This is a genomic window from Cryobacterium aureum (assembly GCF_002954245.1).
Taxonomy (GTDB): Bacteria; Actinomycetota; Actinomycetes; order Actinomycetales; family Microbacteriaceae; genus Cryobacterium; species Cryobacterium aureum.
On the sequence record NZ_PPTG01000009.1, the window covers coordinates 182,767 to 202,661 of the forward strand.

Sequence of the window (19,895 nt, forward strand, 5' to 3'; positions counted from 1 at the left end):
CGGGCCATCCGCATATCTGATGCTGTTAGCCCTTGACGTAACCGTTGGGGTTCAGCACGTACTTCGTCGCCGCGCCGGCGTCGAACTCCTTGTAGCCACGCGGGGCATCTTCGAGGCTGATCGCCTTGGCGTTGACGGCCTTGGCGATCTGTACCTTGTCGTGGAGGATTGCCATCATCAGCTGGCGGTTGTACTTCATCACCGGGCACTGGCCGGTGGTGAAGGACAGCGACTTGGCCCAGCCGAGTCCCAAACGAATCGACAGCGAGCCCACTTGGGCCGCCTTTTCCTTGGCCCCCGGGTCACCCGTAACGTAGAGGCCCGGAATGCCGAGGGCACCGCCGGCCGCGGTGACCGTCATGAGCGAGTTGAGCACGGTGGCCGGAGCCTCCTGGCCGACGTCCTTACCGTGACCGCGCGCCTCGAAGCCGACCGCGTCGACACCGGCGTCAACCTCCGGCACACCGAGGATCTGTTCGATCTGCTCCCCCGGCTCGCCCTTACTGAGGTCGATGGTCTCGCAGCCGAAGCTGCGGGCCTGGGCGAGACGCTCGGCGTTCATGTCACCGACGATGACGACGGCCGCGCCGAGCAGCTGCGCCGAGACGGCGGCCGCGAGGCCCACCGGGCCGGCACCGGCCACGTAGACGGTCGATCCGACGCCGGCACCGGCAGTGTGGGCCCCGTGGAATCCGGTCGGGAAGATGTCGGACAGCATGGTGAGGTCCATGATCTTTTCGAGCGCCTGGTCCCGGTCGGGAAACTTCAGCAGGTTCCAGTCGGCGTAGGGAACCAGCACGTATTCGGCCTGGCCTCCCACCCAACCGCCCATGTCGACGTAGCCGTAGGCACTACCAGGGCGATCAGGGTTGACGTTGAGGCAGATGCCAGTCTTGCGTTCCTTGCAGTTGCGACAGCGACCGCAACTGATGTTGAACGGTACCGACACGATGTCGCCCACCTTGATGAATTCCACGTCGGGGCCGGCTTCGACCACTTCGCCGGTAATTTCGTGACCGAGCACCAGGTTCGCCGGTGCGGTTGTGCGGCCACGCACCATGTGCTGGTCGGAGCCGCAAATATTGGTGGTTACTGTTTTGAGAATGACGCCGTGGGGCACCTTCCGACCGACGTTGGCCGGGTTGACGCCCGGCCCGTCTTTGAGTTCGAACGTGGGGTAGTCGATGTCAATGACCTCGACGACTCCGGCACTCTTGTAGGCAACTGCTCTGTTCCCCGTCATGAACTACCTTCCTCGTTTTTCTTCGCGGAGCAGGCCGAAGGACCTTCTCCACAATGGGTGAGCGCTGCCGATTCTGACTGCAGCCCTTTTACTTCACCACGGATTTCAGAAATTACAATCGGTCAACTCCCAGTTCGTGGCCCCCGTTCTGGCCTATGGAACGACCAGAACGGGAAGCGACTCAGGGCTTCCAGACCTGCACAACAGATGGCCGCGGCCCGGCCCACGCTCCAGCCAAAGCGGTCGCCCCCAGCGCAACGTAGTCCGGGAATCGGCTGGCCTGGGCGGCCCAGCTGCCGTTCTCCCCCGGGTGCTGCACGGCGACGTAGACCATCGACTGCTCAGAGCGGATGACCGGCCCGCAGGTCTCCGCCTGCCGCGGCACCGCGAGAAACTGCTGCACTCGCCCGCGCTCGGGCCCATCGAGCGGAACCTTGAACAGGCCGTCGCAGAATCCGATCGTGCTCGGTGCACCGTCGGTGGAAATCCACAGGTTGCCCTCCGCGTCGAAGGCCACGTTGTCCGGACAGGATATTGGCGACACCTTGTCACTCGGGAATCCGGCGAAGTAGGTGCTCGTGTTGGTCTTCGGGTTGCCGCAGACGAGCAGCAGGTTCCAGTCGAAGGTCACCGAGGTGGCGTCTGAACCGGTTTCGGTGATCTCCACGATGTGACCGTCGCGGTTGATCGCCCGGGGGTTGGGCTCGGTGGCACCCTCCTTGCCTGGCAAGCCGCGATCGGTGTTGTTGGTGCAGGCGACATAGACCTTGCCGGTCACCGGGCTCGGCTCGACGTCTTCGCAGCGGTCCATTTTGGTGGCACCGACGGCATCCGCTACCAGGCGAGTATTCACGAGCGCATCATCCGTGGTGAAGCCGGGCACCTGGCAGACGCCATCGATGACGAGCGCCACCCACTGGCCGGTGCCATCGAAGAGTCCGTCGGCCGGCAGCTGACCGGTGCCGGTGATCTCGGCGGCCGGCGAGTTGCCGGCGAACCGGGCGACGTACAGGGAGCCGCGGGTGAGCAGCGTCTTGTTGTGGGTGCGCGCCTTCGGGCTCTTCTTCTTGTCGAAGCGGTCGTGGGAGACGAACTTGTAGAGGTAGTCGAAGCGTTCATCGTCGCCCATGTAGGCGGCGACATGGCCGGTCTTTCCGACGATCACGTTGGCGCCCTCGTGCTTGAACCGGCCGAGGGCCGTGTGCTTGACCGGGGGCTCGTTCGGTGCCTCCGGGTCGACCTCCACGATCCAGCCGAATCTGTTCGGCTCATTCTCGTTGCCAGCGATGGTGGCGTCGAAGCGGTCGTCGATCTGCTCCCAGAGCCGACCGGTAGGGCGGTCGGCCAGGCCGTAGCGGGCATCCGCCGGGCTGGTGCCCTCGCTGCGAAAGTAGCCGTTGAAATTCTCCTCGCCGGAGAGCACGGTGCCCCACGGCGTGGTGCCACCAGCACAGTTGCCGAGGGTGCCGAGCACGGTGCGGCCGGTCGGGTCGGCCTTGGTCTTCAGCAGGTCGCTGCCGGCGGCCGGACCGGTGACGGTGAACGGGGTGCTAGCGGTGATGCGCCGGTTGAGGCGGTCGCCCACCCGGTAGGTCCAGGGTTGGCCGGCGCGCTTACGTTCGAGGGCGACCACGGACATGCCGTGGGCCATCATGGCAATGCGACGCTGCTCATCCGCTTCGGCCGGTGTCGTTGCGGGTGGAAACATGATGTTCTCGTTGGTGTATTCGTGGTTGGTGACGAGGATGCCGTCTCGCCCCTTGCGCCCCGGACCCTCGAGGATGTCGAGGTAGTCGTTGTTGTAGCCGAACTGACGAGCTTGCAATGCGGCGCTCTGGTGCGCCGGGTCGAACGCATCGGTCACGGCGAACAGCGGGTCCCCCCAGCGGATGATCGGGTTCCAGGAGTAGCCGGCGGGCACCGAGAATGCGTCGACGGCGGCCGGAACAGGCGTGATCGGCGTGAACGCGAGGCCACCGCTCGCCGGACCGCCCGGTGCGGCCAGCGCGGGAGCGGTCTGGCCCGACCCGAGCACGATCGCTGCGGCGCCGACGCCCACGCCCACGAGCAGCGAGCGGCGGCTCAGGGCCGCTCCGACGATGTCGCGAAAATAGTCATTCTTGCTCTCGTTGGGCACCGGGTGAAAGCAGGCGTCTGCACACTTGAGGTGACAGGTGACCGCACTGCGCTTACCGAGCGTATGGCCATCCATCGGCAGCAGGGGGATCAGCGGCCGGTCACGATCGGTGACGCGCTGACGGAGATCTTTGGCTTCACGATTCAACATGCGGGCACTCCTCATGGTTTGTGAACCCCGAACTGGGGGCAGAACCACCCTCCCGCCGTTTGGTGACTAAACGGTGAACCGAATATGAACGCTCGGTGCCGATCAGTGTTATAGAACGATGAGCCCGATCACCCAGACGGCGGCGAAACCAGCGACACCCTGAATTGCGGTAGCCGGGGTGAGCGTGCGGTACGCGGTCGCGACCGGGATACGGCTCAGCTGCGACACCACCCAGAAGAAGCTGTCGTTGGCATGCGAGATGACCATGGCTCCGGCGCCGATGGCGAGCACCGAAAGAACCTTACCCAGATCGGAATCGAGACCGAGAGCCGGCAGCAGGGGCAACAGCAACACCGAGGTGGTCACCATCGCTACCGTGGATGAACCCTGCGCGGTCTTCAGCGCGGCCGAGATGAGGAACGGCACGGCGAGTCCGAGCCCGAGGGTCGACAGGGAACTGCCCAGGAAGTCGGTGAGGTCGGAGGCGGCAAGCACGGCTCCGAAGGCGGCGCCCGAGGCGGTGATCAGCAGGATGGGTGCCGAAATGCGGATGCCCTCGGTCACCCGATCGCCGAACGCATCGAGCTTGCCCTTACCGCGCAGCAGAAACAGCGAGGCGATCAGGCCGACGGCCAGAGCGATGACCGGGGTGCCGAGAAAAACGACGGCGATGAAGAAGCCGGAGTCGCCGAAGGGTGCGGCGGGCAGCTTGGCAATCGAAGCGAGGCAGATCAGCAGGATCGGAGCGAGAATCGGCAGGAAAGCCAGGAAGGCGTTCGGCAGTTTGCCATAGGCGGCGCGAATCTTCTCGTAGTCCTGCTCGCTCTCCTCACCGGCCGGCTCCGGCATAAGCTCGATGTCCTTCTTCAGAAAACGGTTCGCCCACAGCAGCCCGGCCAGTGCCGAAACCACGGCGGCGATCAGACCGAACCCGATGATTAGACCGAGCTGGTCGATGATGTTCAGGTTGCCGGCCGCGGCAAGCGGTCCGGGGGTCGGCGGCACGAAAACATGGGTGGAGTACAGGCCGGTCATCAGGGCGATGGTCATGGCCACGAGCGACACCTTGGAGCGGGCGGCGAGCGACTTCTTGAGCGAGTTCAGAATGACGAATCCGGAGTCGCAAAACACCGGAATCGACACGATGAAGCCGATGACGCTCATGGTCAGTGTCGGAAACCGCGTGCCCAACACTTTAATGAGGGCCTCCGCCATGGCGATGGCGGCGCCGCTGCGCTCCAGGATCACACCAATGATGGTGCCGAACAGAATGATCAGACCGATATTGCCGAGCGTGGCGCCAAAGGCCGTCGTCATGGTCGGGGCGATCGTATCGACCGGCAGACCGAACGCGAAACCACCGACCAGCGCCGCAGCGAGCAGTGCGAGGAAGGGGTTGATTCTCAGCTTCGCGGTGGCGAAGACGATGGCGGCGACGAGAGCTACCAGGATGGCGATGCTCAGCATTGAGACGGCCTTTCTATTTCAGGAACGGGGTAGAGCGTGAAGAAAAAGGGCGACGACGTGTGCCGTGGTCTCGCGTACGCGTTCTGCGGCATGCGCCTTGAGGTCGTCGAGGGTCGCCGGGCCGCCGGCGATCGAGAATGCGGCGCTGACACCGGATGCTGCGGTGTCAGCCGCCGACAGCGCGACCCGCCCGGCGATGACGACGACCGGGCATCCGGTCGGCGCCAGACGTGCGACAGCTACGGCCACCTTGCCGCCGAGCGATTGGGAGTCGAAGCTGCCTTCACCGGTGAGCACGAGATCGGCACGGGCCATCGTGTCGGCCAGGCCAACGGCATCCGCTACCAGGGTGGAACCGGGTACCAGCTCGGCCCGAAGCAGCGGCACGAGGGTGGCCGGCATGCCGCCGGCCGCTCCGGCGCCGGGCCGGTCGAGCATGTTTTCACCGGTCTCAGCGAGCACGACGGCAGCGAGGTTGGCCAGGCCTGCGTCAAGCAGGGCGACGTCATTCGGCTGCGCGCCCTTTTGCGGACCGAACACGGCGGCTGCGCCGTTCGGGCCGCAGAGCGGGTTGTTCACGTCGACCGCGACGCGCCAGCTGACCTCACGGGCGCGCGGATGCAGCCCGGTCAGATCGATGGACGCGATCTGGACCAGGCCGGCGCCGCCGGGCGCGACCGGTGCCCCGGCCGCGTCGAAAAATCGCGCGCCGAGCCCGGCGAGTAGGCCGGTTCCGCCGTCGGTGCTGGCGGAACCGCCAACGCAGAGCAGAATTTCGTCGACCTGCTGATCGAGCAGTTCGCGGGCGAGCAGGCCAACCCCGAAGGTGTCGGCCCGCTGGGGCTGGGGCGGGGCATCCGCTACCATCGGCAGACCGTTGGACTCGGCCGCTTCGATGAGCCCGGTGCGGCCGTCGGCGGAGGTGGCGTAGCGAGCCCGTCGGCTGCGCCCGAGCGCGTCAACGGTGAGCATGGTGCGGGGCAGGGCGCCCCAGACAGCGGCGATGGCATCGAGTGTTCCCTCGCCACCGTCGGCCATCGGGCAGAGCGTGAGGCGAAGGTCGGGCCGGCCCAGTGCGAGACCAGCGTCGCGGGTTCCCTCAGCCATGGCGGTGGCGGCTTCGGCCGCGCTGAGGCTTCCCTTGAACGAGTCCGGCGCGATGATTATGGTGATCGGCTTCAGCGCCGGGCGATCGTGCATTGGTTCAGGCTAGAACACAATCAGATACATATTCAGGTGGAATCACACCATAATTATCGGAACATCGTGCGCTATTTACTGTGCATCATGCACATAGCGAGTGGCGTCGGCCGCTAAGGCGACCCGCATCCGCACTGCGGGGTGAAACTGTCGAATGTTGAGGCCGGTCAGCAGTTCGATGCGATCGAGTCGTTGCACGAGGGTATTGCGGTGCACACCAAGCTCCCGCGCCGCGCCGGTAATCGACAGTTCTCCCTGCAGAAACACCCGCGCCGTCTCCTTCAGGGCGGCGCTGAGCGGGGCGAGCACCGACTCGGCAAGATCCTCCATCATGGCGGTGGGCAGGCCGGCGATCGCCAGTTCCAGCCCCAGGGCATCGAGGCGAATCTCGGAGTCGGCGCGCACCAGCTCGAGCAGCCCGGGCCGGGCCAGCAGCGCGCCCAGCCGTTCAGCGTCGCTCGCGAGTTGTGGCATGGTGGCTCCGACACGTCCGGTCAGAAGGCGCAGAGGCCGTTCGCCGGAGCGCTGCAGGCGCTGTCGCAACAGCTCATGACCCAGCGTCGTCGACGATCCGCTGAGCACCCAGACGGCGCCATTGATATCGGCGGCCACGACCCCTGCGAGCTCGCGCAGGTGCCGCAGCAGCGCCACGGACTGGTTCGCGCCGAGAATTCCGGTCAGGTTCCACGGCGGCTGCAGGGTTGCATCGACGCCGCGCAAACCCGAAATCAGACGACTCTCGGTGAGGTTACCCCGTGCGAGGGTCGAGAGGATGTCCCGAATCGCGGATTCTCGCCACGACGCGTTATCGCGCTGCCGCTCCTGGCTGAGCAGCATCTGAACGGTCAGCACGAGCACTTGGGCGACCGGCAGCACCTCGGCGGGGATTCCGGTGACCCCAACGACGGCCACAACCTGTCCGTCGACGATCAGCGGAATATTCACGCCCGGACGGGTACCTGGATGCTCGTCGCCGGGAGCGATGTGAACCGCTTCCCCGCGAACAGCGGCATCCCGGGCGCCGTCATGCAGGGTGCCGATGCGGGCAGCATCCAGGGAGCCGATGATCACACCATTCGCATCCATAATGTTGACGTTGTGCACGAGGCTCGGCGCGACCTGCTCGACCAGGCGCTGGGCGAGCTCACGGGTGATCTGTGTGGTGCCGGGTGCACTGCCGTTCGGTATTACGTCGGTCATCTGACCATCGTAGATCGGGCGCTCCGACGGTTTCACGAGCATCCGCCCATGGCGCATGTCGGTGGAGTGACATACACTTTTATCTAGAAGACATATTCGATAGCAGTTGATTTCGACAAGATTTTGCTCGAACTCATTGCGGGATTTTTTTAACCATCGCTCATCAGGTTTTTACCATTATCACCCGCCCCGAGCCACCCGTCACGAGCCTAGGGAGCCCACCTTGCCCCACATTATTGACGCACCGGTCGACGTTGAGCTGTCCGCCGACGGCGACCCGCGCGCGTTCATCTGGAATCGGTTCGAACACACCGTCATCGGTCAGCCGCAGGCCGTATTCAAACGCACCCGGTGGTGGGAAAACGAGGGAACCCCCACCCGCATCGACACCGAACTCTGGCGGCTCGATGCCAGCCGTGGCGGTGAAGAACAGCACCGCTATGACCTGCGCCGCGGCACCGACGGGTCCTGGACTTTAGCATTGGACTGGGGATGAGCACCGGATCGGGGACGACTTTCAGCCACCTGCACGTCGCGAGCGCCTACTCGACCCACTACGGGGTAACGCTGCCCGAAGCCCTGGCCGAACAGACGGCCGCGCAGGGCGCGAATTTTCTGGCCGTCACCGACCGTGACGGGCTCTACGGCGCCGTCAAACATGTGCGCGCCTGCGTGGCCGCCGGAATCCGCCCCGGGCTCGGCGCCGAACTCGCCGTGCACGACGAACAGTATCGCCCGCTCGGCCGAGTGGTCGTGCTCGCCCACGGCCACTCGGCTGGTCGCGGCTACGCCGCGCTCTGCCGAGCGGTCAGTGCCGCCCACAGCACGGATCGAGACGCACTTCAGCACGGTGCTGCCGGCCACGGCACTGCACAGCACGGCGGCGCCCAGCACAGCGCTGCCCACGGCGCAACTGCGGGCCCGAGCATTTCGCGCGCCCGCCTGGCCGACCTGGCCGGCCTGGCCTCACTCACCGTGCTGCTCGGCCCCGATTCCGACGTGGGCCTGGCCATCGGCCGCCGCGACAATTCAGATGCTGCGGCGCGGCTCGCCCACTGGCAGCGCGCCCTGCCAGCCCAAGCCGTCGTGCTCGAGATCGTCTGCCACCTTGCCGAGAGCGGCACCGTCGGCAGTGTGACGCCGGCCACCCGCATGCTCGCCCTCGCCGAGAACGCCGGGCTGCCGGCGGTGCTCAGCAACGCCGTGCGGTACGGCACCCCCGACGAAGCGGTCACCGCCGACCTCGCCGATGCCGCCCGTTTTCTGCTGCCGCTCGCCGAGCTCGAAACCCCCCAAACGAACGGCCAGGCCTGGCTCAAACCGGCCGGAGCGATGCGCCAGGTGGCCCGCATGGTCGTCGACGCCGGCCTGCACGACAACGGGGCACTCGAACGGCTACTGGGCGACACCGAGCAACTCGCCGACCGGTGCAGCCTCGACCCGGTGAGCGACATTGGCCTCGGCCGCCCGCGCATGCCGGAGGCGCGCATCATCGGCGTCACCGGCGATCCGGTCACCGAACTCTGGCGGCGCGCCACGAGCGGCATCGCCGACCTGTACTCGGCGAGCGGCTCGCGTGCGGTCGAAGCGGCCCATGCCCAGCTCGCCCACGAAATGAAGACGGTCGAACATCTGGGCTTTGCCAGCTACTTTCTTACCGTGTCGCGCGTGGCCGACATTATTCGCGGCATGGGCATTCGCATCCAGGCCCGTGGTTCGGGGGTCGGCTCGGTGCTCAACTATGCGCTGCGCACCTCCTCGGTCGAACCCATCGCGAACGGACTGCTCTGGGAACGCTTCCTCTCCCCCGAACGCCAGACGCTGCCCGACATCGACATCGACGTCGAGTCGGCCAGGCGGCACGACATCTACCGCGAGGTCTTTCGTGCTTTCGGCAGCGACCGGGTCTCGCTCATGTCGATGACCAACGCCTATCGGGGCCGCGGCGCCGTGCGCGATGCCGGCCTGGCCCTCGGCCTGCCCGACGCGCAGATCAACGTGATCGCCAAGCAGATGTGGCGGTTCAACGCCCGCGACTTTCGCCGCGCCCTCGAGGAGAAACCCGAACTCGAGGCCCTGGCCACCGAGGTGCGCGAATCGCAACAGCTCGATCTGCTGGTCGACCTCACCGCCAAACTCGACCGGCTCCCCCGACACATCTCGGTGCACCCCTGCGGTGTGATCCTCTCCGACGCGAGCCTGCTCGACCGTACCCCGGTGCAGGCGAGCGGCATGGGCCTGCCCATGTCGCAGTACGATAAGCACGACATGGACCCGATGGGCCTGATCAAACTCGACATTCTCGGCGTGCGCATGCAATCAGCGATGGCGCACGCCGTTGAAGAGCACCACCGCCTCACCGGCGAGAGCATCGACCTCGACCGGGTGCCGCTCGACGATGCGAAAACGTTCGAACTGATTCGTTCCACCCGCACCCTCGGCATCTTTCAGATCGAATCTCCCGGCCAGATGGAGCTCGTCGGCAAGCTGCAACCCGAGGTCTTCAACGACCTCACGGTGGAGATTTCACTGTTCCGACCCGGCCCGATGAAGAACAATATGCCGCTCAAATACCTGCAGGCCAGGCACGGCGAGGTCGCGCCCGATTACATTCACCCCCGGTTCGAGCCGATTCTGCGCGAAACCAACGGCGTCGTGATCTTTCACGAACAGGTCATGCGGCTGTTCGACGAACTCACCGGCTGCGGCCTGGGCAAAGCGGATGTCTTTCGCCGGCACCTGGGTAAGCCAGAGCAGCTCCCCGAGATCGAAGAGTACCTGCGCGAACGGGCGCTTGCGCGCGGGTTCAGCGTTGCCGTCATCGACCAGGTCTGGACGGTGTTGGCCGGGTTCGGCAGCTTCGGCTTCGCCAAGGCGCACGGCGCCGCCTTCGCCCTGCCCACCTACCAGTCGGCCTGGCTGAAAACACACCACCCGGCCGCCTTCCTGGCCGGGCTGCTCACCCACGACCCCGGCATGTGGCCGAAAGACCTCATCGTGGCCGAGGCCCGGGTGCTCGGGGTGCCGGTGCTCCCCCTCGACGTGCAGTCCAGCGCGCTGGACTACCGCGTAGAAGATCTCGCCAACGGAAGCCAGGGCATCCGTTTGGCGCTGCCTGAGCTGGTCGGCAGCACGGAAGGCGAGCGGGCGCGCATTGCACAGCATCAGCCGTTCGGCTCGCTGCAGGACTTTCGTGACCGTGTGCACCCGCGGCGGCGCACGTTCGAGGCGCTCGCCCGGGTCGGCGCCCTCGACACGTTCATCGGTTACGACCGCACCCGGCGGCACGAACTGCTCGCGCATATCCAGTCGCTGCGTGGCACGGCCGTGGTCATCCGTGCCGATCAGCTCGCCTTCGAGGTGGAGTTGCCGGTGCCGCGCTACTCCGGACTGCGCGAATCGGGTGGGCGAACCGGCGCCATCACCTCGCTCGAGCTGCGCGGTCGCACCCAGACCGATCTGGAGTTGCTCGATCTGAACCTGGCCGTCGGGTCACACCAGATGAAGCGCTTTCACGCCCTGTTCAAGGAGCTGGGGGTGACGCCGGCGAGCGAGCTCGGCAACCTGCCTGGCGGCACCGAGGTGCTGCTCGCCGGGGTGCGGCGAGCCACGAATACGCCGCCGATGCGCGGCGGCCGCCGCGTGGTGTTCATCAGTCTCGACGATGGCACCGGCCCGGTCGCGAACGTCGTGTTCTTTCACGACGCGCAAGAGAGGGTCGGCGGGCAAGTGTTCCAGACCAATTACATGCTCGTGCGCGGGCGCACCAGGCGGTCCGGAGCGCGCGGCGTCTCTGTGACCGGGGAGAATCTGTGGAACCTGTTCGATGTAGCCCGCCAGGTGAAGGAGCGGCACGCCGTCGAACGTGCTGCCGCGGAGGAAGCGGCCAGCGCTGCCGCTTACGCGGCCGAACTAGCCGCGCATCCGGTGATACGCACACCGGCGCATCGGACTTCGGGCGGCGGCACCTTGCACCAGCTCACTGCGGCGCAGAGTGCCTAGCCGGTGTCTGCCGGCGCTATTGGCCCGGCGCTATTGGCCCGGCGGTGCGGGTGCGGCCGGCGGAGCGACCGGTGTCACGACCGGTGGCGCCACGACCACGGGCGGTGGAATGTATTTGGGGGCGAGTTCGTCGAAGGCGTCGCCGCCGTACTTGGCGTTGACGACCGACATCACGACCGGCCACATGCGGTGCCGCGCCGTCGCGATCTGGTCCCGCCCAAAGAACTGCCGCCGCTGACTGAGCGCTCCCGTCACACTCACCACGGCGACCACCGTGGCCACTTTGGTGCTTGCGCCGCTCATCCAGGTGTCTTTGGCGCCATCCGTTGTTCCGGTCTTGCCGATCATCGGCACATTCGGTTTCGTATTCGAGTTGGATTGTTGTCCGGTGCCACCGGTCATCACCCGGTGCATGGCGTAGGCCATGCCGGCGGCGACCGTCGAATCCACCGATTGCGTGCAGACCGACGGCGGCACTGCGACCTCCAGGCCGCCGCGGTCGACGATGCGGTCGATGGCGATCGGCGAACAGGTGACGCCCTTATTGGCGATGCCGGCGAAGGCGACGGCCATGGTCAGCGGTGCAACCTCATTGGTTCCGATCACGGTTGCTGCGGACTGCGACAGCGGGTTGCCGTCGGCCCGGTGCACACCGAACGCCTCCGCAGTTTTGCGGATGCCGCAGAGGTCGAGCCGCTTCGCCATGCCGATGAAGCCGGTGTTGATTGAGCCGACGGTGGCTTGCAGTGCACTGTAGTTGGCGCCGGATTCGTTGGCGTCGTTGCGCGGGTTGAAGGGTGGTTTCTCCTTATCGTAATTCTGAGGACCCAGGCAACTATCTTGAAAGGTGCCCCAATTCGCCTTGCGCCGGGAATCGACACGTTCGTTGAGCGAGTGACCTTCCGTGAGCCAATCCGCCAGGGTGAAAACCTTGTAGGTCGATCCGGGTTGGAATCCGCTCGAGCCGCCCTCGGCGTAATCCGTGGCGTAGTTGATTCCGGTGTAGTTGGCACCGGTCGCCTGCACCACCGGGTCCTGGCTGTAGTCCTTGTTCTGAGTCATGGCGAGCACCCGGCCGGTGCCGACCTGCACGCTCGTGATCACCGCGCCCACGTCACCGCCGGCGTAAACCTTGGGGACCTGCTGGTTCATGGTGGTCACGGCCGCGTTCTGCACGTCGAGATCGAGGGTCGTATAGACGTCGTAGCCACCGCGGCGAAAATTGAGCATGCGCGTCGCGACGTCAGAACCAAAGGTGGGATCGGTCTGCAGAATCTTGGTCACATAGTCGCAGAAGAACGCGTTGGCCGCGGCGGTTTGGCAGCCCGTGCTCGGTTCGGTTATCACGGGTTCGACCGGTAACGCCACGGCGGCATCGTAGTCGGCATTCGTGATCTTCTTGTAACGCAGCATCTCGCGCAGAATGTAGTCGCGGCGTTGTTTGTTGGCCGCGTAACCGTTGGCGGCCCCATTGGTTTCGCTCGCGGGTTTGTCGAGCTGAAACTTGACCGGGTTGTTCACGATCGCGACGAGGCTGGCCGCCTGCGGCAGGGTGAGGTTGGCAGCGATGGTGTTGAAGTAGTAGTTGGCGGCGGCCTCGATACCGTAGACGGTGCCGCCGAAGCCGGTGATATTGAAATACTGCTGCAGAATGTCGTGCTTGCTGTACTTTTTCTCGACCCCGATGGCAAGTCGCATTTCTTTGAGCTTGCGGTCGGGCGTGGTCTCGGTCGCCGCCGTGTAGCAGGTATCGTGCGCACGCTTGTCGGTGATCACCTCGCACTTCTGCACGAGCACGTTCTTCACGTACTGCTGGGTGATGGATGACCCGCCCTGGGTGTTTCCCCCGGCCACCGTCGTGGCCGTGGCCCGCAGGGTGCCCTGCAGATCGACCCCGCCGTGCTCGTAGAACCGCGGGTCTTCCCCCGACACCGCGGCATCCTTCGCGAACTGGCTGATCGCATCCCAGCCCACCTCGATGCGATTCTGATCGTAGAACGAGGCGAGCAGCTCGAAGGTTCCGTCACTGCGGGTGGCGAAAATGTCGCTCTTCTGCGAGAGAGGCTCGATGTTGACGTAACCCGGTAAATTCTCAAACACCGAAATGGTGTTGGTAGCGGCAATACCCGAGAGCGCCACGACCGGGGTCACCGACACGGTGATCAGAATGCCGGCCACCGCGCTCATCGCAACGAATCCGAGCATTCCGCCGAGAACCCCGTGCAGAGAACGCCGCCAAGATTGCGCCGCACCGGCTGGAACCTCGGTCACTTGCACCACGTTTACCCCCAGCTAAGTCGATCAGTGCGAGAGCTCACGTCCGCACATCTGTTCCTAATTAATTGTCATGTTAGTCAGATACGGGCGGCAGTGTGACCGACCGGTTAATATGAGAATGTATCGGCTTGATACCGGTTTCTCAAGTAGTATTCGGTGAAAGCGCTGGAGGTGGGGAATTCGAACGTTCGGCATTGAAGAGGAGTTCATCTTTTTGAAGCCGGCAACCCTACGGCCGGCGAACGTCGGAGACGACGTGCATGCCGAGCTCCTCGGCCATTCACCGGTGTCCCGATTCATCAGCCACGAGTTTCTCGCTTCGCAGATCGAACGACCTACGCCGGTCTTTGATCGCTTTGAACAGGCATCCGCTGATCTGCTCGCCTTTCGGTCGAGGCTGGCCCGCGCCGCTGTCAATCGGGGTGTGCTCGCCGCCGGTGTCGGCGCGCCGTTTCAGACCGAGGGCTGGCCGGAGGTGACCGATGTAGAGCGCTACCACACCGTCGAAACCGAGTTTCGAGGGTTGGTACCCGATCACCTCATCAACGGGCTGCACGTGCACGTCGGAATTCCCAACCGCGACGCCGGTGTGCAGGCACTCAACCGGGTGCGAGTTTGGCTGCCGACGTTGCTCGCGCTGGCCGTGAATTCCCCGTTCTGGCGCGGTACCGATACCGGATTCTCCAGTTGGCGCAGCGTGCACATGCGCCGATGGTCGACGATCGGCTGCCCGCCGGTATTTACGGATGCCGCCGATTACGATCGCCGAATTCGCCAGTTGGTCGGCGTTGGCGGCACCTACGACCTGTGCACGGTCTGGTGGAATGCCCGCCTGGCTGAGGACCACCCCACGGTGGAGATTCGGGTCTGTGACGCCCAGCTCGACGCACCGCCAGCCCTCCTGCTCGCCGCGCTGACCCGGGCGGTCGTCACGACCGCGCTGCGCGACGGCGAAGCGGACGTCGCCCCCATCGATATCGCGCCGGAACTGCTCGATGCCGGCCTCTGGCACGCTGCCCGCGAGGGCATGGAGTCGACCCTCCTGAACCCTGTGTCGGGAACGCTGGAGAGCGCATCCGCTGTGACGCACGCGCTGCTACGCTACGCCGCCGACGCCATCGACGAGGTCGGCAATCGCGAACGAATACTGGGGCTGCTGGCGCGGGTACGGCGACTCGGCACCGGAGCTGAGCGCCAGCGTGCCGCCATGAGAAACGGCGGGCGGCCGGCGCTGGCCGCCCTGCTGACGCAGGCGTTGACCGCGCACGACTGAGCTTCAGATTTTGAGCGAGGGGTGCAGTTTGGCGATCGACCAGATCTTCATCGAGCGGCTGGCGAAGACCGAGACGGCGAACGCTCCGATGCCGAAAACGATCAGGGCAAGAAGGTCAACCAGAATCGCGCTCGTGAATCCCTCGGCGATGAGCCGCCGCACGCCGTCGACCGCGTAGGTCATCGGCAGGGCCGGGCTGATCCACTGGAAGAAGCCGGGCGAGGTCTGAACCGGGTAAGTCCCTCCCGCCGAGGCCAGCTGCAAAATCAACAGCAGCAGGGCCACCAACCGTCCGCGACCGCCGAGCAGGGCGATCAGGCTGTGATGAATGGCCGTGAAGGCCAGCGCGACAATGACGGTGAAGGCCGCGAGGGCTGCGAAATTGGCGGCTTCCAGCCCCACCAGAACGTGCAGCACAGCGAGCAGCAGGCCGGCCTGCAGCAGACCGAACAGCAGCCCGGGGGCGAGGCCGGTCAGCGCCACGCGCACCGGCCTCGCAGTGGATGCGACGGCCTGGGGCGACAGCGGACGGAACAGAAAGTACATGCCGATTCCGCCCACCCAGAGCGCGAGCGGAATGAAGTAGGCTGCGATTCCCTCGCCGTAGAAGCCGACGGCGTTCTCGCGCACGTGCTCAGCGGCGATGGGTTGGGAGGTCACCGCAGCGAGGGCGCTGGCCTGCGCTGTCGTGTAGCTTGGCACCTGGGTCACGCCCGACTGCAGCGAAGTACTGAGCGTATCGGCGCCGGTCGCAAGCCGACCGAGGCCGTCGGCGAGTGTGCTCGCGCCGGTGCTGGCTGTTTTCGCGCCGGCGGCCAGCGTGGTGGCACCGGCCGCCGCGCTGTCGGCACCGATGACGAGCGAGGCGGCGCCCGCAGAAAGCGACGCCGCACCGCTTGAGACAGACTGCGCTCCGGCCTGCACGCTCGACGCCCCCGTAGCGAGACCCGCGGCGCCGTCGGCGAGCGTACCGATTCCAGTGACCAGCGGCGGCGCGCTCTGGTTCAGAGTGTTGCCCCCAGCCGCAACGGTCGCGGCACCCGCCGCGAGGGACTCGATCGAGACGCCGCCGGTGGCGAGGGCCGCGTTCAGCTGGGTCAGCGTCCAGTCGGGGTGCGCCGCAGTGAGCGCGGCGATCGTGCCGAGAGTGGTGGAGACGGCGCGGGTTCCCGCCGCCAGCTGGGCGGTCGCGGTGGGCAGGGTGCTCACGCTCGCGTCGAGGGTGACCGCACCCGCGGCGAGGGCTGACGAACCGCTGGCGACCTGCGCCGCGCCGCTCGCCAAACTGGACGAGCCGGTGGCCAGGGTGCTCGCGCCGGTGGCGAGGGTGTGGCTGCCGGCGTCCACTTGGGAGACCCCTCTCGCGAGCGTGGCGACGCCGGTGGAGAGAGTGCCGAGGCCGATGACGAGCTGCGCCGACCCGTCGCTCGCGCTCGTGGCGCCGTGGCTGAGGGTGCGGGCGCCACGAGCGGCCAGCGCGAGGCTGTCGTGCACGCTGGTGAAGCCGAGGTAAACGTTGTCGAGGTAGGTCGCCGAGATGGAGGTCGACAGCTCGGTGCGAATGGCGGCGGTGACAGATTTCGTGACCTGGCCCAGGATGAAGTTCGAGGCATCGTCGGTATAGACACGCAGGCGGGCCTGCTTCGGAGCCTCGCCCCCGCTGCAACCCACCCGTGTCGGCGCGGCGCCAACATTTCGTTGGTCGAGCCCGTCGAGACCACCGACGCCCAACGCGCCGCGGTCTGCGCTGGCGGTCGCGCAATGCTATTGCGGTGAGTCGAGCAGTGTGGGCTCCTGCATGAGCGGGTTCTTGCTCAGGAGTGCAATCAAGGTTTGCTCAGGATCAACCTCGACCGGAGGTTGCAGCCAGTATGTTCCGTCAAGGAACAGAACCCGCCAGTGCCGATTGTGGAGCAACAGATGGTGGTGGGTGCACAGTAAAATGGCCTGATCGATGTTGGAAAAGCCCAGATCAGCCCAATTTTCGACGTGGTGAGCTTCACTCCAAGACGGTGGCTGGTCGCAGCCGGGCCAGCGGCATCCGCCGTCGCGCGCGGCGAGGGCACGGCGTTGCTCGCGGTTGAAGAGCCGTTCGTCGCGTCCCACATTGAGGGGTTGCCCGGCCTGGTCGAACACAATGCCCAAGTAGCCGGTGTCACACAAATGTCGGGCGATGGTCTCCGCCGACACCGGAGCCGGATTACCCTCGAGATACCCGAACACCCCCGTTCTTGGCGCCGCCGGGGAAGGCTGCTTGCTCGGAGTGGCCTGCGTGGCCGTCCCGGTCGACTGGGCCCGCGTGGCCGCGCTGCGATTGGCGGTCCCGGTGGCCTCGCCAGTGTCGCCAGTGTCGGCAGTGTCGGCAGTGTCGGCACCCTGCGTGGCTATGGTGGCCGTGGTGGCCGTGACCGGAGCATCCGCTCGGGTAGCCGGCCGCGTGGGTGCTGTCGCGCTGGGTACCGCCGCGCTGGGCGCGGGGATGATGGCTGGCGCGGGGATGGTGGTGGGGCGGTCGTGGTCGGTGACGATGACCTGCACCACCGGGCGGCGACCACCGAACAGGGTATTCGGATCGGCCTCAGCGCCGAGCTTGAGCAGCTGCGTGAACGAATCCGCAGCGATCTGATCAACGGTACGCGGATCATCTTTCACGCTCTGCGCCCAGGCCGCCCGCTCCGGATCTACGAACCGCACCCCACCCCGCCGCGGACTGGTCAGTGCATCGTAAGTGGCGATCCACAGCTCGCCCTGCTCCGGCGGCAGCAACGCATGCAACGTGACCATGCCATCAGCCCGCTGCCACAACGACCACCGGGTGTCATCACGGGCCTGCTTCTCCCGCGCCAGAATCCCCGCCGCATCCAACTCATCCCGCATCCGCCGCGCCCGCTTGAACGCCTGCTCCGTGTTCAAGCTCGGCGCCTCCACCAGCAGAACGCGCAGCGCGGCGGCGAGCTTCTCGGCAGTGATCGCCTGATCCAGAGTGCCCAGCCCCCGCAGCAGGGCATCGCCAACGCCCGGCGAGAAGATGCCCGCGGCGACGGCGTGCACGATCGGCGCCTGCCACGGCACCACCACCGGCGCCACCAGGGGCAGAGGCGGCGCCGGTGCGACCGGGACGACCAGTGTCACGGCGTCAACCAGCACCGGGCGAGGCGGACCCTCCGGCAGCGGCAGACCCGGATACAACTCGGCCCACGCCGCAGCCCGATCGACCTCCCGCACCTCCCACTGCGCCGCCTCCCACTCGAATGCCCGCTGCGCGTCCGCCGCCGCCTCGACCGCGGCAGCAGCAGCAGCCTGCGCCGCAGCATCCGCCCGGGCCTGCGCGACCCGCGCCGCTTCCCGGACCTCGGCCGCGTGGCGTTCCGCCGTTTCGGTCTCACTCATCAACACCCCGACCGCCAGCAGCCGACCCGCCTCCACGCGACTCAACCCGGTGGCATGCTGCACCATCAGCGCCGGCGTACCAAACCCATGGCGTGCCGCCAACCCCGACTGGCCCAGCTGCGGCCGCGACCGCTCCGCAATCGCGCCCGCCAACAACGCCGCCACCGTGTTACTCAACCGCAGCAACGCAGCAATCGGAGCACGCGCCGCCAGCACCTCCGCATCGGAAAGGCCCGCGAACTCCGCACAGGAGCCACCCAGCGCCGCCACCGCGGCCACCACCCGGGTCAGCTCCATCGCCATGTTGTTCATAATCTAAGCCAACACCCAACCACCGACACGAGGAAATGTCACGCATATAAGCACTAAACCGGCGAGATCCGCCAATAACCCCTCCACGAAATGTTTGACGGCCGGGTGTCACGGGTCTTTCCTCGGCTACCACTGGTCGACGGAGACGTCGCAGCGATGCCGAGCACGGCGGTCATGCGCCTGGCCCGCGGGCCCTGCACAGTCGACCCGACGCCACAGCCGACCACCCGAGCATATTCTGGCCAACCCGTACCGTGATTTGAGCCTCGGCACCAGCCTGTGCATAACTTAAACGGGATTGCAACAATCCGGTCTAGGGTGACCGCATGCGAACCCGACCGCGTCGTCGCCCCCTGCACAACGCCGTGCTCATGACAGCACTGGTGCTTCTCGCTGCCGGCACGCTCAGCGGATGCTCAGCCACCCCCGCGCCGCCTCCCAGCGACACCCCAAAGCCAGTCGCCGCGGCGACGGCAGCACCAGCAGCAGCCACCGCCACTCCGCCAGTGTTCGCCTCGAACGACGAGGCCCTGGCAGCCGCGACCGCGTTTTATGCGTCATATCAAGGTACAGCCAACACGATCTCGCATGACGGCGGAGTTGATCCGCAACGCATCACTCCCTTCGTGACTACTGAAATGCTGCCGGGCGAGATTGCGTCTTTCAAGCGATTGACAGAAAAGGGGGTCCACCTTGTCGGCGATCTTGCCTTCGACTCCATGACAATTCAGTCTGCAAATCTCAAAAACGGTTCCGTCGTTGTTTACATGTGTCTCGACGTATCCGCGACGGACATTGTCGACGCTGCGGGTATCTCGATAGTTCCGGCCGATCGCATCTCACGACATCCGCTTCAAGTGGCTCTGACTCAGGATTCCACGGCAAATCGCCTCGTTCTAGAGAGATCGGAATTATGGACCGGAAAAAACTTCTGTTAGCGGTCGCAACATTCCTGATCGCCCTCACAGTGATAGCGCCCAATCCCGCATTGGCAATGGCTCAAGGACCTGCGACAAAGCTTGAAGCCACTACCGGACACAGCGTGGACCCACCGGGGGAAAAGGAACCCGCCCAGGGCGTCGTAAACGGTGCTGGCGTAGATGTATCAGTCGGAACAGTTGGATCCAGGGACGCAGGCGGCGGAGCGGGTGGGTCCGCCAGCGGTCGGGCGGGCAACGCCGCTAGCGGCGAGTGGGGCACGCCGGCGCCGAGGGTATGCGCGAATGGCGACCCGAAAATGCTCG

At 65.9% G+C, this 19,895-nt stretch carries 12 protein-coding genes; 4 read left to right on the forward strand and 8 right to left on the reverse strand.

Annotation, left to right across the window (positions count from 1 at the left end):
• Positions 1–25: 25 nt before the first annotated feature.
• The 5 genes from fdhA to CJ028_RS03880 all read right to left on the reverse strand — a co-directional run bounded on the left by fdhA (position 26) and on the right by CJ028_RS03880 (position 7,397).
• Positions 26–1,243 carry a formaldehyde dehydrogenase, glutathione-independent gene (gene fdhA / locus CJ028_RS03860; protein WP_105033955.1) on the reverse strand — a complete coding sequence of 406 codons (1,218 nt, stop codon included), beginning with the start codon at positions 1,241–1,243 and terminating at the stop codon, positions 26–28.
• A 181-nt stretch (positions 1,244–1,424) separates the two neighbouring features.
• Positions 1,425–3,530 (reverse strand): PhoX family protein, encoded by a 2,106-nt coding sequence (locus CJ028_RS03865; protein WP_105033956.1) that lies wholly within the window; start codon positions 3,528–3,530, stop codon positions 1,425–1,427.
• A gap of 108 nt (positions 3,531–3,638) precedes the next feature.
• Positions 3,639–4,997: a GntP family permease gene (locus CJ028_RS03870; RefSeq protein WP_105033957.1), complete on the reverse strand. Its 1,359-nt coding sequence runs from the start codon at positions 4,995–4,997 to the stop codon at positions 3,639–3,641.
• A gap of 18 nt (positions 4,998–5,015) precedes the next feature.
• Complete coding sequence (locus tag CJ028_RS03875) at positions 5,016–6,197, reverse strand: glycerate kinase (protein WP_105033958.1); 1,182 nt, start codon at positions 6,195–6,197, stop codon at positions 5,016–5,018.
• A gap of 75 nt (positions 6,198–6,272) precedes the next feature.
• On the reverse strand, positions 6,273–7,397 hold the full coding sequence (locus CJ028_RS03880) for a CdaR family transcriptional regulator (protein WP_161498882.1): 1,125 nt from the start codon (positions 7,395–7,397) through the stop codon (positions 6,273–6,275).
• Between the two features lie 223 nt (positions 7,398–7,620).
• Here CJ028_RS03880 and CJ028_RS03885 point away from each other — a divergent pair, with 223 nt between their 5' ends.
• Together CJ028_RS03885 and CJ028_RS03890 are read left to right on the forward strand one after the other, a co-directional pair.
• Positions 7,621–7,893, forward strand: coding sequence for a hypothetical protein (locus CJ028_RS03885; protein ID WP_105033960.1), 273 nt, complete (start codon positions 7,621–7,623; stop codon positions 7,891–7,893).
• Entirely contained in the window at positions 7,890–11,399 is a 3,510-nt protein-coding gene (locus tag CJ028_RS03890; protein ID WP_105033961.1) for a DNA polymerase III subunit alpha, read from the forward strand. The genes CJ028_RS03885 and CJ028_RS03890 overlap by 4 nt, the downstream gene beginning before the upstream one ends.
• 30 nt (positions 11,400–11,429) lie before the next feature.
• Here the strand turns inward: CJ028_RS03890 and CJ028_RS03895 are convergent, their stop codons facing one another.
• Positions 11,430–13,670: a transglycosylase domain-containing protein gene (locus CJ028_RS03895; RefSeq protein WP_129590372.1), complete on the reverse strand. Its 2,241-nt coding sequence runs from the start codon at positions 13,668–13,670 to the stop codon at positions 11,430–11,432.
• A 199-nt stretch (positions 13,671–13,869) separates the two neighbouring features.
• Here CJ028_RS03895 and CJ028_RS03900 point away from each other — a divergent pair, with 199 nt between their 5' ends.
• A complete protein-coding gene (locus CJ028_RS03900; protein WP_276309368.1) occupies positions 13,870–14,949 on the forward strand; it encodes a carboxylate-amine ligase in 1,080 nt (359 codons plus the stop codon).
• Positions 14,950–14,952: 3 nt separating this feature from the next.
• On the opposite strand, the gene CJ028_RS03905 is transcribed toward CJ028_RS03900, so the two are convergent.
• Complete coding sequence (locus tag CJ028_RS03905; RefSeq protein ID WP_105033964.1) at positions 14,953–16,680, reverse strand: YhgE/Pip family protein; 1,728 nt, start codon at positions 16,678–16,680, stop codon at positions 14,953–14,955.
• Between the two features lie 33 nt (positions 16,681–16,713).
• Positions 16,714–18,651 carry a DUF222 domain-containing protein gene (locus tag CJ028_RS03910; protein ID WP_105033965.1) on the reverse strand — a complete coding sequence of 646 codons (1,938 nt, stop codon included), beginning with the start codon at positions 18,649–18,651 and terminating at the stop codon, positions 16,714–16,716.
• Between the two features lie 371 nt (positions 18,652–19,022).
• On the opposite strand from CJ028_RS03910, the gene CJ028_RS03915 reads away from it, so the two are divergent.
• Positions 19,023–19,589, forward strand: coding sequence for a hypothetical protein (locus CJ028_RS03915; protein WP_129590373.1), 567 nt, complete (start codon positions 19,023–19,025; stop codon positions 19,587–19,589).
• The last annotated feature ends 306 nt before the right edge of the window (positions 19,590–19,895 follow it).